The organism is Pyxidicoccus trucidator (assembly GCF_010894435.1).
GTDB lineage: Bacteria > Myxococcota > Myxococcia > Myxococcales > Myxococcaceae > Myxococcus > Myxococcus trucidator.
On record NZ_JAAIXZ010000039.1, the window covers coordinates 15,917 to 27,845 of the forward strand.

At 72.8% G+C, this 11,929-nt stretch carries 10 protein-coding genes; 3 read left to right on the forward strand and 7 right to left on the reverse strand.

Features of this window, described 5'->3' with window-relative positions:
* Positions 1–82: 82 nt before the first annotated feature.
* Complete coding sequence (locus tag G4D85_RS48055) at positions 83–415, forward strand: hypothetical protein (RefSeq protein WP_164021791.1); 333 nt, start codon at positions 83–85, stop codon at positions 413–415.
* A 7-nt stretch (positions 416–422) separates the two neighbouring features.
* Here the strand turns inward: G4D85_RS48055 and G4D85_RS48060 are convergent, their stop codons facing one another.
* The 5 genes from G4D85_RS48060 to G4D85_RS48080 form a co-directional block, all read right to left on the reverse strand.
* On the reverse strand, positions 423–1,607 hold the full coding sequence (locus G4D85_RS48060; protein ID WP_164021793.1) for a LamG domain-containing protein: 1,185 nt from the start codon (positions 1,605–1,607) through the stop codon (positions 423–425).
* A 194-nt stretch (positions 1,608–1,801) separates the two neighbouring features.
* The gene (locus tag G4D85_RS48065; RefSeq protein ID WP_164021795.1) at positions 1,802–3,058 is read right to left on the reverse strand and encodes a serine/threonine-protein kinase; all 1,257 of its coding nucleotides are present in this window, start codon (positions 3,056–3,058) and stop codon (positions 1,802–1,804) included.
* Positions 3,055–4,875 carry a sigma 54-interacting transcriptional regulator gene (locus tag G4D85_RS50550; RefSeq protein WP_164021797.1) on the reverse strand — a complete coding sequence of 607 codons (1,821 nt, stop codon included), beginning with the start codon at positions 4,873–4,875 and terminating at the stop codon, positions 3,055–3,057. Before G4D85_RS50550 ends, G4D85_RS48065 begins: the two co-directional genes overlap by 4 nt.
* Before the next feature lie 70 nt (positions 4,876–4,945).
* Positions 4,946–5,968: an ARPP-1 family domain-containing protein gene (locus G4D85_RS48075; protein WP_164021799.1), complete on the reverse strand. Its 1,023-nt coding sequence runs from the start codon at positions 5,966–5,968 to the stop codon at positions 4,946–4,948.
* Between the two features lie 134 nt (positions 5,969–6,102).
* Entirely contained in the window at positions 6,103–6,924 is an 822-nt protein-coding gene (locus G4D85_RS48080; RefSeq protein ID WP_164021801.1) for a phosphodiester glycosidase family protein, read from the reverse strand.
* Between the two features lie 206 nt (positions 6,925–7,130).
* Here G4D85_RS48080 and G4D85_RS48085 point away from each other — a divergent pair, with 206 nt between their 5' ends.
* Positions 7,131–9,593, forward strand: a complete 2,463-nt coding sequence (locus G4D85_RS48085; RefSeq protein WP_164021803.1) for an ABC transporter permease — start codon at positions 7,131–7,133, stop codon at positions 9,591–9,593.
* 13 nt (positions 9,594–9,606) lie between these two features.
* On the opposite strand, the gene G4D85_RS48090 is transcribed toward G4D85_RS48085, so the two are convergent.
* Complete coding sequence (locus tag G4D85_RS48090) at positions 9,607–10,299, reverse strand: phosphatase domain-containing protein (RefSeq protein WP_164021805.1); 693 nt, start codon at positions 10,297–10,299, stop codon at positions 9,607–9,609.
* 90 nt (positions 10,300–10,389) lie between these two features.
* Here G4D85_RS48090 and G4D85_RS48095 point away from each other — a divergent pair, with 90 nt between their 5' ends.
* Positions 10,390–11,307: an RluA family pseudouridine synthase gene (locus G4D85_RS48095; RefSeq protein WP_164021806.1), complete on the forward strand. Its 918-nt coding sequence runs from the start codon at positions 10,390–10,392 to the stop codon at positions 11,305–11,307.
* Positions 11,308–11,346: 39 nt separating this feature from the next.
* Here the strand turns inward: G4D85_RS48095 and G4D85_RS48100 are convergent, their stop codons facing one another.
* Positions 11,347–11,793 (reverse strand): hypothetical protein, encoded by a 447-nt coding sequence (locus G4D85_RS48100; RefSeq protein ID WP_164021808.1) that lies wholly within the window; start codon positions 11,791–11,793, stop codon positions 11,347–11,349.
* Between the last annotated feature and the right edge of the window lie 136 nt (positions 11,794–11,929).

Consider the following 11,929-nt stretch of genomic DNA (forward strand, 5'->3'; position numbering starts at 1 on the left):
GGGCCGCTCAAGTCCCTGGAATCCGGAGCGCGGTGGGTTGGAACGGCATGTGTAAAGGCAGGACCCGCCAGGAGGTTCCACAATGTGCTGTCCGGTCCAACCCCGCGCGTTTCCGCTGACCCGCCACTTCATCGAGCGCCGTGCGCGCCGCCAGCTCCGCGAGGACGTGCTCGACTTCATCCTCGAGTTTGGCGCCCGGGCTCGCGCCGCCGGAATGACGCATGTCACGGTGCTGGAGCGGGATTTGCCCGCGGCCTGGAGGCACTCCTCCCTGGCGAGGCAGGCGCGCGGGTGGATTGTCTTGCTGAGCGACCAGGAGCGCCTCATCACCTGCTACCGGCGCGGTGACGCGAGCCGCTTCATCCGCCGCAAGCCCAAGCGCCGCATGTCCGATACCCAGGTGCAGCGCGCCTGAGCCTCCCTCACTGAGGCGGAGGTGGGTTCTGGGGCGGAGTCTCGGGTGGGGTTTCGGGCGGAGTCTCGGGCGCCCAGGGCGCGTCATGGACGAAGCCGTGGGCTTCGTTGCCGCTGTGGTCCACGACGCGTCGGGTGCGTCCTTCGTCCATGGGCCAGTACCCCGAGAGCCCTTCCGCGTTCTCGGCGGGTGGGTTGCTCATGTCCTCTTTGATCTGATCCTGCGTGCGGGCGACGCTCCAGATGCGCACGTCGCGGATGTTGCCATTGAAGGCGCGCTCGCCGCCGCCGCCCCTGGCTCCAATGGCCCAGCGCGCGCGGATGGGGAAGGCGCCACCGGCAATCTGGGGCGCTTCGGCCAGCAGCGCGCCATTGCGGTAGAGAAGCCACTTCTGTCCGTCATGGACGCCTGCGATGTGGACCCATTGGTTCGCGTCCTCCGCGGGCATGGGAGCGGTCGCGCCGCCGAAGGCCTTTCCGTCCATGTACGAGCCGACCTGGTAGTTCCCCACCAGGATGCGCAGGTAGATTTCCCCACTGGGATTCAGGACGTAGCCCCGGGCCACGATGTTCTGGAGGCCGGAGCCGCTCGTCGGACGGACCCATGCCTCCAGGGTGATGGGGCCGGTGATTTCCAGGGGCAGGGGCTCGCCCAGGTCCACGTACGCGGTGGTGCCGTTGAAGGCCAACACCAGCGGCGGGGGCTCGGGCTCCACCACCGGCCCCGAGCCACCCGTGCCCTCGTCTTCCCCCCGATTCCACAGCACGCTCGCCAGCACGATGACGAGCAGCGCCGTCACCGCCGACACGGGTATCCACCACGGCACCCGCTTCCGGGGGATGACCGGAGGCGCCGGCACGCGGACCGCCACCGTGGGCCCGTCCGCGAAGTGCTCGTCGGGGTTGGCCTGGTCCACCACCAGCAGATGGAAGGCATGCTCGCCCGCGGGCTGCGAGGCCGGGACGGACGTCCTGACGTGGAAGAGGTGCGTGCCGTCCCGGGGGAAGTCCCGCTCGGCCTCATCCACGAGCGAGAACCACTCGGGCGGCGTCCCTCCCTCGGGGACGATGACGGCCCTGCCCCTGACGGGCTGGCCGAGCGAGTTGGTGACGGTGAAGGCCACCTCGCCCCGCCTGCTCCCATCCAGCCGCAGCGTGGGTGACGTGGTGGTGATGTCGAACGCCCGGGCCATGAAGCACCTCCATTCACGGACAGCAGGGCAGGGTCCGCAGCCCTTCGCTGAAGGTGGGCACCGCCGTCGTGGAGAGCGTCGGGTGCTCGCCTCCTGCCTGGAGCCAGGGCGAGGCTGCGCGGCGTCCTCCGCTCGCATCACCTCCCCGGAGTACGAGGCGCGGGGAGGCCCGGCCAGGCGCACCGAGCCCCTGGCTAATCCTTGCGCAGCTCCGGCGCCACGAGCTTCCCCTGCTTCTTTGCCCGGGTGCCTGGGCTGTCGCCGCGTCGCACGGGTTGCTTACTCAGAGGCGGCTTCGTGGGCGTGGCAGGGGCGAGCACGGCCTTGCGGACGGGCTCCGTGGCCTGGGGCAGCACCTGTTGCCGCTGTTGCTCGGGAGGCGCGGCGGCCTGCTGGAGCTCCGGGGCCTGAAGGGCTGGCGCGAGGGGCGCGTCCTTCGTCACCGGGGCGTCCTGCTTCTGCTTCGCGGCGGGAGGCTCCTGCCTTGCCGCCACGGGGCCCAGCAGCAGGAGCGTCGCGAGCGCCAGCACCGCGGAGGTGCCCACGGCGAGGGCTCCCACCGGGACGCGCCGCTCCAGCAGCCTCCTGGCGGACTCCGCGCTGTCGGGCCGGTCCTCGATGCGCTCCGCGAGCAGCCGCGACAGCAGCCGGCGCAGGCGCCCCGGGACTCCCGCCGGCAGCGGCTTCTCCCCGGGGAAGCCTCCGGCGAGCGACTCGTACAGCACCAGCCCCAGCGCGAAGAGGTCCGACTGCGCCACCGCCCGTCCCAGCCGCTGCTGCTCGGGCGCCATGTAGCGCAGCGAGCCGATGAGCGCGGCGGACTCCGTCAGCGTCGTCGCTCCGTCCAGCCGGGCAATGCCGAAGTCACACAGCTTCGCGCCGTCCGGCGCCAGCAGGATGTTTCCCGGCTTCACGTCCCGGTGGATGAAGCCCCGCTCGTGCGCGGCGCCCAGCGCCTCCAGCATCCTCCGCGCGAGCCCCTCCACCTCAGGCCAGGGCAGGGGACCGTCCTTGTTCAGGCGCGCGCGCAGGTCCGGCCCGTCCACCCGCTCCATCGCGTACCAGCAGAAGCCCCGCTCCTCGCCGTCCGACAGCACGCGCACCACCGCCGGGTGCTGCACCTGCCGCAGCGCCTCGGCCTCGCGACGGAAGCGCGTCCGCACCGCCGGGTCCGCCGCCACCAGCGCCGACAGCACCTTCACCGCGCATGGCCCCGTGTGCCCCTCCGCCGCGTACACCGTGCCCATGCCCCCGGCGCCCAGCCGGCTCGTCAGCCGGAAGCCGCCAAGCGACTCGCCCGTGAGGTCCACCTCCGGCGACAGCCGCGCCGTGCCGGGCGCCGTCTCCACGCGCGCCAGGTCCACCTGCACGCCACACGCGGCGCACGGCACCACCAGCGCCGTGCGGGCGCCGGGGAGGGGAGTACGGCACGCGGGACAGAGGAAGTTCATGCGTAGAGGTCGATTCCGTATTCTTCCAGCTTCCGGTCCAGCGTCGGCCGGGAGATGCCGAGCGCCTCCGCCGCCGCGCTCTTCACCCCCCGCGCCCGCTTGAGCGCGAGGGCAATGTGCTCCCGCTCCACCGCTCGCAGCACCTCCGACAGCGGGCCTTGGACACCGCTGGAGGGGCTCGCGGTTCCAACCTCGTCCGGGGACAGCACCTCCGGCGGCAGGTCCTTCGGGCCCACCTGGTCTCCAGGCCCCTTGAGCACCAGCGCCCGCTCAATGGCGTTGGCGAGCTGCCGCACGTTGCCCGGCCAGGGGCAGGCACGCAGGGCGCTGCTGGCTTCGCGGGTGAAGCCCGAGGCGCGGCGGCCGAGCTGGGCGCCCAGCTTCGCGAGGAAGCGCTCCGCCAGCGGCAGCACGTCCTCGGGGCGCTCGCGCAGCGGGGCCAGGTGGATGCGCACCACGTTGAGCCGCCAGTAGAGGTCCTCGCGGAAGGCGCCCGTGCGCGTCGCCTCCTTCAAGTCACGGTGCGTGGCCGCCACCACCCGCACGTCCACCGGCACGCCCGCGCGCCCACCCACGCGGTGGACGATGCGGTCCTGCAGCACGCGGAGCAGCTTCACTTGCAACTGCGCGGGCAGGTCTCCGACTTCATCCAGGAAGAGGGTGCCGCCGTCCGCCTGCTCGAAGACGCCCTCGCGCGCGGCCTGCGCTCCGGTGAAGGCGCCCTTCTCGTGGCCGAACAGCTCGCTCTCCGCCAGCTCCGCGGGGATGGCGCCGCAGTTCACCGCGATGAACGGGCCCTTCACCCGGGGGCCCAGCGCGTGGAGCGCTCGCGCCACCTCCTCCTTGCCCGTGCCACTCTCCCCGGTGATGAGGACCGTGGACTGCACCGGCGCCGCCGCCTCGGCCACCCGCATCGCCTCGCGCATGTTCGCGCTCTCCGCCACCGGAGGCTGGAAGCCCGGGGCGGCGCCGCGGGGCTCGGGTGGGCAGAGGGACGGCCCCACCGCGAGCGCCAGGGCCCCCGCCAGCGCCAGCTCCTCGTCCTGGAAGGCCTGCTCGCGCAGCAGACACAGCGCTCCCGCCGGCTGGCCCGCGGAGTAGAGCGGGGCACAGAGGACATGGGCGTCCGTGCGGCGCACGCGGGTGGTGTGCGCGTCGTGCTCCGCGCGGGCCTGGACCTCCGGCATGGCGCGGGCCCGGCCCGTCCGAAGCGCGACGTCCACCAGCTCGCGGCTCACCGTGAGGTGCGCGCCCTGCGGGCGGGTGTGCCAGGGACGGGGGCCCTGCGGGCCGAGGCGCAGCAGGACGAGCGCCGAGGGTTGCAGCGCGGACTCCAGCGCCTCGAAGACGAGCCCCACGGCGGCGTCGGGCGAGGGGGAGGTGGCCGCGCGCAGGGCCAGCTCCCCGGCTCGCGCCAGCGCGTCCGGTCCGGGAGGAGCGCCGGCTCGCGCCGCCTCCGAGCGGGTGCGGGTGAGGACCAGCGTGGACTCGCCGTCGCGGGAGCGCAGCGCGTCGAAGGAGGGCTCGTACACGAGCACGCTCTCGCCCACGGACACGTGGTCCCCGGCACGCAGCGCCGTGGGCACCTGGGCCTGGAGGCGCAGCCCGTTGAGCCAGGTGCCGTTGCGCGAGCCCAGGTCCTTCAGCGCGTGCCCGGCCCCTTCCGGGGAGATGACGCAGTGCTCTCGGCTGACCTTCTCGTCGAGGAGCTGCAGGCCCCCCTCGGCGGCACGGCCCACCACCAGCGGAGCATCCAGCTCGCGCGCCACGCCCCTGCACGGACCGAACATCGCCACGAGTCTCGACACGGCCCGCATTGTAGCGGAAGCGCCGTGCGGGTGGGCTGACCGGGGTGGGGCTCCCTGGGGAGGTCCCCACACCCGACGCTCAGCGCCGCTGCTGCTCCTGCTCCGGTGCCCGCACGCGCGTGGAGGGGAGGGTGGTGGCCGGGCCCTTCTTCGCTCCGAAGAAGGTGCCGTGCACGGCCTTGCCCTTGGCGCGGAACATCTTCTTCTCCCCGCCGTCCTTCGTCGCGCCGCCGCCCACGAAGTGGTCGATGTGCTCCTTCTTCAAGGAGCGGGCCTTGGCGCGGCCCTGCTCCTCCTCCGCGCGGCCGGGCTGCTTCTCCAGCGCGGCCAGCACGTAGGAGGCCAGCAGCTTGCGCTCCAGCTTCGCGTACAGCTTCGGACTGTCGAAGACGTCCACCACCTCCAGCTCGCCGTTGATGGCCACCGCCAGTCCGGCCAGCCGCTCGCCCTTCGGCAGCTTCCCCTGGAGCTCGTCCAGATAGCCGCCAATGCGCTGGCGCAGCGCCGCGTCCTGGAACACGCGCCGGTACGTGCCCGTCGGACTGGAGACGCCCGACACCTGCGACTTGCGCTCCACCTCGCCCCAGACGGCCCCCTGCTCGGAGAACAGCGCCGCGCGACGCAGGTCTGGATGCGCCACCGCCAGCCCCGGCTGGAAGGCCAGGTTCCCTCCGTTCCACCGCCCCTGCTCCACGCAGAACACCTGCACCCGCTGGCGCTCCCCCGGGTCCACCACCACGTCGCCGCGCACCATCCGGTCCTGTTTGCCGCCCAGCAGCAGCTCGCCACCCACGAGGTACAGCGGCCGCGCGTCCTGGTTGTGCACCCGCAGCGCCCCCACCGTGCCGTCGCTGTCCAGCTCGCGGATGGAGACCTTCTTCGCCTCCTGCGCCTCCTCAATCACCGTGTAGTCGTCGTAGGGCGGGGCCTTGCGCGTGTGCAGCGGCACCACCGCCAGGTTGTAGGCCAGCACCGGCTGGCCCGCTTCGTAGTCGCCCAGGTCCAGCTCCGCTTCCGGTGGCGGGGACTTCGGCTGGGCGAGGGCCAGCGGCGCGGTGAGCAGGGCCACGAGGGCCGTGACGGCGGAGATTCGAGACTGCATGGGTGGGATGCCTCCTGTGTGTATGGCGTCCCATTGCAAGCGCGCGTGCCAGCGCGGCTCCCCGGGGAGACTCCGGGCGGGGTGTCACACGGCGTTACGAAGTGCCACGCCGTGTGACAGCGCCTCCCGACGCCTCAGGGGCTCGGGCCTTCCTTCACCGGGGCCACCACGCCGAGCACGTTGGGCAGGGCCCAGTAGCGCGTGTTGTCGTCATTCTCGTTGAAGTCCGTCTCGTAGCTGCCCACCCGGCGCACCGTGCGCCCCGGCGCGGCGACGTGGAGCGAGGCTTCCGGGCCGCCCTCCAGGTACATCATCCGCTTCAGCCCCAGCGGCAGCCGCTGCACCACCTGGATGAAGTCGTGGGTGCGGTAGGGCGAGCGGGCATGGAGGAGCAGCAGGCGGCCCTGCGCGTCGATGCCGAGCGCGGCGGTGCTCCACTGGCGCGGCTGCGGCTGCCACGTGTTGCGCCCCTTGCAGTCCACCATGCGGATGGACTGGAGCACCGTGCCGTAGCTCGGCAGCAGGGCCTCCACGTCGTCGCAGCCCGCGTCGAGGAGCTGCACCGGGGCCAGGCCCTTCTTCGTGGGGTGCAGCACCAGGAAGACGCGGTAGTCCTTGCGACGGGTGGCGTTGAGCTCGCGGCCTTCCGTGCGGGCCAGGCCCACGGGGCCTCCGCCCGGGTGGAACATGCCCGCGTTGGTGACGGCGATGAGGCCGTGCAGGGCCGCCCAGCGCTCCGCCGTGGGCTCCGGGGCGTGGCCCTCCACCGCCGCGCTGAGCAGCCGCACCGGCCGGCGCGCCACGTCCACCCGCACCACGGTGACGCGCGAGTCGCCCAGGGACGACTTCAGGTGCGCGTCGAACTCCGCGAGTTCCACCCCTGGGGCGAGCGTCTCCCAGGGAGCGGCGAGGGCGGGTAGGGACAGGCAGAGAAGCAGGGGGATGAGTCGGCTCATGGCGGGCACCGGGACGTCAGGCGAAGGGGATTGTCCTGGCCGGATTGCAAGGGGCGCGCCCCGGCATGTCCGGGAATGGGAAGCGACTTCCCAGGGGTGAACAGGGCGGGCAGGGCGCCGCCGTGCGTTCCCGAGGGGTTGGCGCGCTGGACAGCGGTGGCTCGGTCGTTGCTATTCCTGGGGTGCCCCTCACCCCGGAGCACCCCATGCGGGATTTCGTCCAGGAGCTTCGCCACGCGCTGCGGATGCTCGCGAAGCACCCTGGCTTCACCGCCGTGGCCCTGCTCACGCTGGCGCTGGGCATCTCCGCCAACACCGCCATCTTCAGCGTCGTGAATGCGGTGCTCTTCGCGCCACTGCCCTATGCCGAGCCGGACCGGCTGGTGATGGTGTGGGGCCTGAGCCCGAACCAGTCCCGGCAGACGGTGGCGCCCGCGAACTTCCTCGACTGGCGCGCGCAGAGCGACTCCTTCGAGGGGCTGGCCGCCTTCTCCCACGTGTCCTTCAGCCTCGCGGGGGACGGCACGCCGGAGCTCGTCCGGGGCGCCAGCGTGTCCGCCAACTTCTTCCAGGTGCTGGGCACTCCCGCGGCGCTCGGGGCCACCTTCCAGCCCGCCTCGGGAAGTGGAAGCGCCTGGCAGACGGTGGTGCTCAGCCATGGCCTGTGGCGGCGGCGCTTCGGGGGAGACCCGGGCGTCCTCGGCCGCACGGTGCGCCTCAATGACGTGAGCTACGAAGTCGTCGGCATCATGCCGGAGCGCTTCGAGTGGCCGACCATCGCCCCCTCGCACGCCTCGGCTTCCGAGCCCCCGCAGCTGTGGGTGCCGGCGATTCACCGCGACATTCCCCAGCTGGGGCCGGACACCGCGCAGGACACGAGCGCGTGGCGCGACGGCAACTACCTTCGGGTGGTGGGGCGGCTGAAGCCGGGCGTGACGGCCGAGGGCGCGACGCGGGCCATGGAGACCATCGCCGGACGGCTGGCGCTTGAGTACCCGGAGACGAACGCGAAGTCCGGCATCCGCCTGGTGCCGCTGCGTGAGCAGCTGGTGGGCAACGTGCAGGCGGTGCTGTGGGTGCTGCTGGCGGCGGTGGGCCTGGTGCTGGTGATTGCCTGTGCCAACGTGGCCAACCTCTTCCTGGCGCGAGCGTCCGCGCGGCGGCAGGAGCTGACGGTGCGTCTCGCGCTGGGCGCCAGTCGCTGGCAGCTGATGCGGCAGCTCCTCACGGAGAGCGTGGTGCTGGCGCTGGCGGCGGGGGCGCTCGGGTTGTTGCTGGCGCTGTGGGGCATGGATGCGCTGCTGACGCTCGTGCCTCCGGAGCTGCCCCGGCTGGGCGCGGTCGGCATGGATGGTCGGGTGCTGGCCTTCACGCTGCTCACGTCGCTGGGCACGGGCGTCTTCTTCGGGCTCGTGCCGGCGCTGAAGGCGTCCACCCCGGACCTGAATGGAGTGCTCCGCCAGGGCGGAGGCGGCCGGTTCTCCGGCGGCCACCGCTCGCGCAGCGCGCTGGTGGTGGGGGAGGTGGCCCTGGCCGTGGTGCTGCTCATCAGCGCTGGGCTGCTGCTTCGCAGCCTGTGGCGCATGCAGTCGGTGGAGCTGGGCTTCCGCTCCGAGGGCATGCTCACCTGGCGCGTGTCGCTGCCGGCGACGCAGTACCCGGACGACGCCCGGCAGTCGGCCCTCTTCCAGCAGCTGCTGGAGCGGGTGGAGGCGCTGCCCGGCGTGAAGAGCGCGGGCGCGATTTCCGACCTGCCCCTGGGCGGCAACGACATCTGGCGGGTGCTGGAGCGCGAGGGAGAGCCGCCGGCCACGCCCGGCGATGAGCGCTCGGTGGGCTTCCAGGTCGTCACGCCCGGCTACTTCCGCACCCTGGGAATCCCACTGCGCCAGGGCCGCGACGTCACTCCGACGGACCGGGCGGGCACGCAGCGCGTCGTCCTGGTCAACGAGACGCTCGCGCGCGGCGTCTGGCCCGGCGAGGCGCCGTTGGGACAGCGCATCCGCCTGGGCTCGGAGCCGGACGCGCCGTGGCTCACCGTCATCGGCGTGGTGGGTGACGTGCGGCAGGGCGGCGCGCTCCAGGAGACGCGGCCCGAGGTCTACGTGCCGGCGCTCCAGGAGACGTTCCACTTCATCCAGTTCGCCGCCCGCGCAGACGGGGACCCGACGCGGCTGGTGGCGGGCGTGCGCGAGGCGGTGGCCGCGCTGGACTCGAACCTGCCCATCTCCCAGGTGCGGACGATGGAGGAGGCCGTGGCCTCCGTCATGGCGCGGCCCCGCTTCCTTTCCACGCTGGTGGCGCTGTTCGCCGCCGTGGCGCTGCTGCTGGCCGGCGTGGGCCTGTCCGGCGTCATCGCCTACACGGCCCGGCAGCGGACGCAGGAGCTTGGCATCCGCATGGCCCTGGGCGCGCGGCCCGGAGACGTGCTGCGGCTGGTGCTGGGCAGCGGCATGCGGCTGGCGCTGGCCGGTGTGGGGCTGGGGCTGGTGGGCGCGTGGGCGGCCACACGGGCCATGGCGAGCCAGTTGTACGGCGTGAGCGCCACGGACCCGCTCACCTTCGGCAGCCTCGCGCTGGCGGTGGTGGTGGTGACGCTGCTGGCCACCTGGCTGCCCGCGCGCCGGGCCACGCGGGTGGACCCGCTGGTGGCGATGCGCGGCGAGTAGCTGTCAGCAACTGTCAGCCTGGGGCAGGGATGGAGGCTCGCAGCGCGCTGGCCAGTTCCTCCAGCGCGTGCTCCTGGGCGGGTGAGAGGCGGACTCCGGGGCGGGCCCGCTGCACCAGGGTGAGCGCGGTGCGTGCGTCCGGGGCCTCGCCCCGGGCCAGGAGGAGCGCGGCGGCCAGCATTCCCGTGCGGCCGTGCCCCTGGGCGCAGTGGACGTAGAGCGGCTCGCGCAGCGTGGCCAGCTCACGGAGGACCGGAGCCACCCGGTCCACCGGCAGCGTCGAGGCGTCGAGAATGGGCAGGGACACGTAGCGGCAGGCCGTGCGGATGCCGCGCGGCTCGATGAACTCGGAGGTCAGGTCCAGCACGGCGCCGGTGCCGGGCGGGAGCTCGCCGGAGAGGAGGCGGCGTCCCACGCGGAGGCCCGGCACCACCTCGGCGTGCGGTGGCTCGCGGGAGAGCTTTCTCGCGAGGTGCCAGGTGCCCCACGTAAGGAGGAGGTAGGGCAGCAGCACGAGGAGCGCTTCCGGCCGCATGCGTCCATCGGGTTGCTTCCCGAAGACCCGGGGGCCTCCGCCCGCGTAGGCGAGCGCCACGGCCGCGAAGCCCACCGCCGGCCAGAGCAGGAGCCACCACGCCCCCCCGAGTCGGGTGGCGAGGAACGTCAGGAGCGCGGCGCCGGTGGCGAAGACGAGCGAGTACTTCATGCACCGCGCAGGGTACCGCGTTGGACGCCAACGGACGCGGTCCGTGCCGTGGACGTTGACTCGCCGCGCGGGTTGGGGGACGGGTGGGGCATGGCGTCGCAGAAGGTCCTGGTTCCCCGTGAGGCCGCTGGTGAGCGGCTCGACCGCTTCCTCTCGAAGCATGTGCCGGGCTTCTCGCCGGAGCGGGCCCGTGCGCTCATCGACTCGGGCGCGGTGCGCATCCGGGGGAAGAAGTGTCAGCCGACGCGCAAGCTGTGGGGCGGGGAGGAAATCGAGATTGAGCGGCCCGAGCCCCGGGCCGCTCCCGCTGGCTCCACCGAGGGTCCCGTGCTGCCCGTGCTGCATGACGACGCGGCACTGGTCATCGTGAACAAGCCTCCCGGGCTCGTCGTGGAGCCGGAGGGGCGAGCGCCTTCCGTGGTGGGACTGCTCGCCGTCCAGCGGCCTCCGTTCGACGTGGAGGGGCTGGCGCAGCCGGGCGTGGTGCACCGCCTGGACCGCGAGACGAGCGGATGTCTGGCCTTCGCACGCACGGATGACGCCGCCGCGGCCATGCTGCGCGCGTTCCAGGAAAAGCAGGTGGACAAGCGCTACTGGACGCTCGTCCTGGGCCGGCCGCCCGAGCAGGGCCGGCTGGAGGGGCCGTACTCGAGAGACCCGGAGGACCCTCGGCGCTTCACCACCCGCGTGCCTTCCGCGCGCCGTGCCGCGCTCTCCTTCGAGGTGCGGGAGCGGTTCCCCGGCGCCGCGCTGCTGGAAGTGGACCTGGACACCGGCCGCACCCACCAGATTCGCGTGCAGCTCTCCGAGGCCGGCTTCCCCGTGCTCGGGGACTCGCTCTACGGCACGGAAGCAGCGCGTACCCATCCGGCGGCGCTCGCCCTGGGACGGCAGGCGCTGCATGCGTTCCGACTGGAGCTGCCGAGCCCGGCTTCGGGACAACCGGTGCGCGTGGAGGCACCGCTGCCCGAGGACTTCCAGCGCGCGCTGGCGGTGCTGCGCGGGTGAGGGGCTGGGAGCATTGCCCGGTTCCTGGCCGGTCGAAGCCTACGCTTCGCTTGGTGTTTCCTCGGGGTCCGCTTCCTGCCGGCGGCTGAAGAACGGGCCGAGCCCAGAGGCGTCCTCGTGGGTGAAGGCGAGGGTCCAGGCGCAGTCCGGAGGGAAGATGTACAGGTCCGTCCCGGGGAACTCCGGCAGTCGGCTGGGATGAAGCCGCACGGCTGGAAGCGCTTCCGAGTGGGGAATGACGATGAGCACCTCGGGGCGCTCGGCCCTGTACGCCTCCAGCGCGCGTGCGCCGCTGTACGCCGGTGCGCGGTGGAAGCTGAACACGTGCCAGTCAAACTCACCCCGCGTCCACTTCCCGGTGGCGGCGTGGAGTGCGCCCGCGTAGGCGCGCCGCCAGGCCTGCATGAGGCTCCAGCGCTCCTTCGTGGGCAGCTCCTCGAAGGAGCCGCATCGCGACAGCTCGTGGCTGTAATCTGTCACGTGCATGAGGGGTCAGACTCGACTTTCGCTCTTTTGGAGCGAGGGGGCGAGCGCTGCGGTCTACGCCGCGCGCCCCTGGGGCGGCGTGGCGCGGGAGGCGGCGCGTAAGTTGGCGCGAAGTCGACGCGGCGAGTGCCAGCGG

Coding starts and splice junctions, on each gene's coding strand:
- G4D85_RS48055 (WP_164021791.1), top strand. CDS start 83: ATGTGCTGTCCGGTCCAACCCCGCGCGTTTCCGCTGACCCGCCACTTC.
- G4D85_RS48060 (WP_164021793.1), bottom strand. CDS start 1,607: ATGGCCCGGGCGTTCGACATCACCACCACGTCACCCACGCTGCGGCTG.
- G4D85_RS48065 (WP_164021795.1), bottom strand. CDS start 3,058: ATGAACTTCCTCTGTCCCGCGTGCCGTACTCCCCTCCCCGGCGCCCGC.
- G4D85_RS50550 (WP_164021797.1), bottom strand. CDS start 4,875: ATGCGGGCCGTGTCGAGACTCGTGGCGATGTTCGGTCCGTGCAGGGGC.
- G4D85_RS48075 (WP_164021799.1), bottom strand. CDS start 5,968: ATGCAGTCTCGAATCTCCGCCGTCACGGCCCTCGTGGCCCTGCTCACC.
- G4D85_RS48080 (WP_164021801.1), bottom strand. CDS start 6,924: ATGAGCCGACTCATCCCCCTGCTTCTCTGCCTGTCCCTACCCGCCCTC.
- G4D85_RS48085 (WP_164021803.1), top strand. CDS start 7,131: ATGCGGGATTTCGTCCAGGAGCTTCGCCACGCGCTGCGGATGCTCGCG.
- G4D85_RS48090 (WP_164021805.1), bottom strand. CDS start 10,299: ATGAAGTACTCGCTCGTCTTCGCCACCGGCGCCGCGCTCCTGACGTTC.
- G4D85_RS48095 (WP_164021806.1), top strand. CDS start 10,390: ATGGCGTCGCAGAAGGTCCTGGTTCCCCGTGAGGCCGCTGGTGAGCGG.
- G4D85_RS48100 (WP_164021808.1), bottom strand. CDS start 11,793: ATGCACGTGACAGATTACAGCCACGAGCTGTCGCGATGCGGCTCCTTC.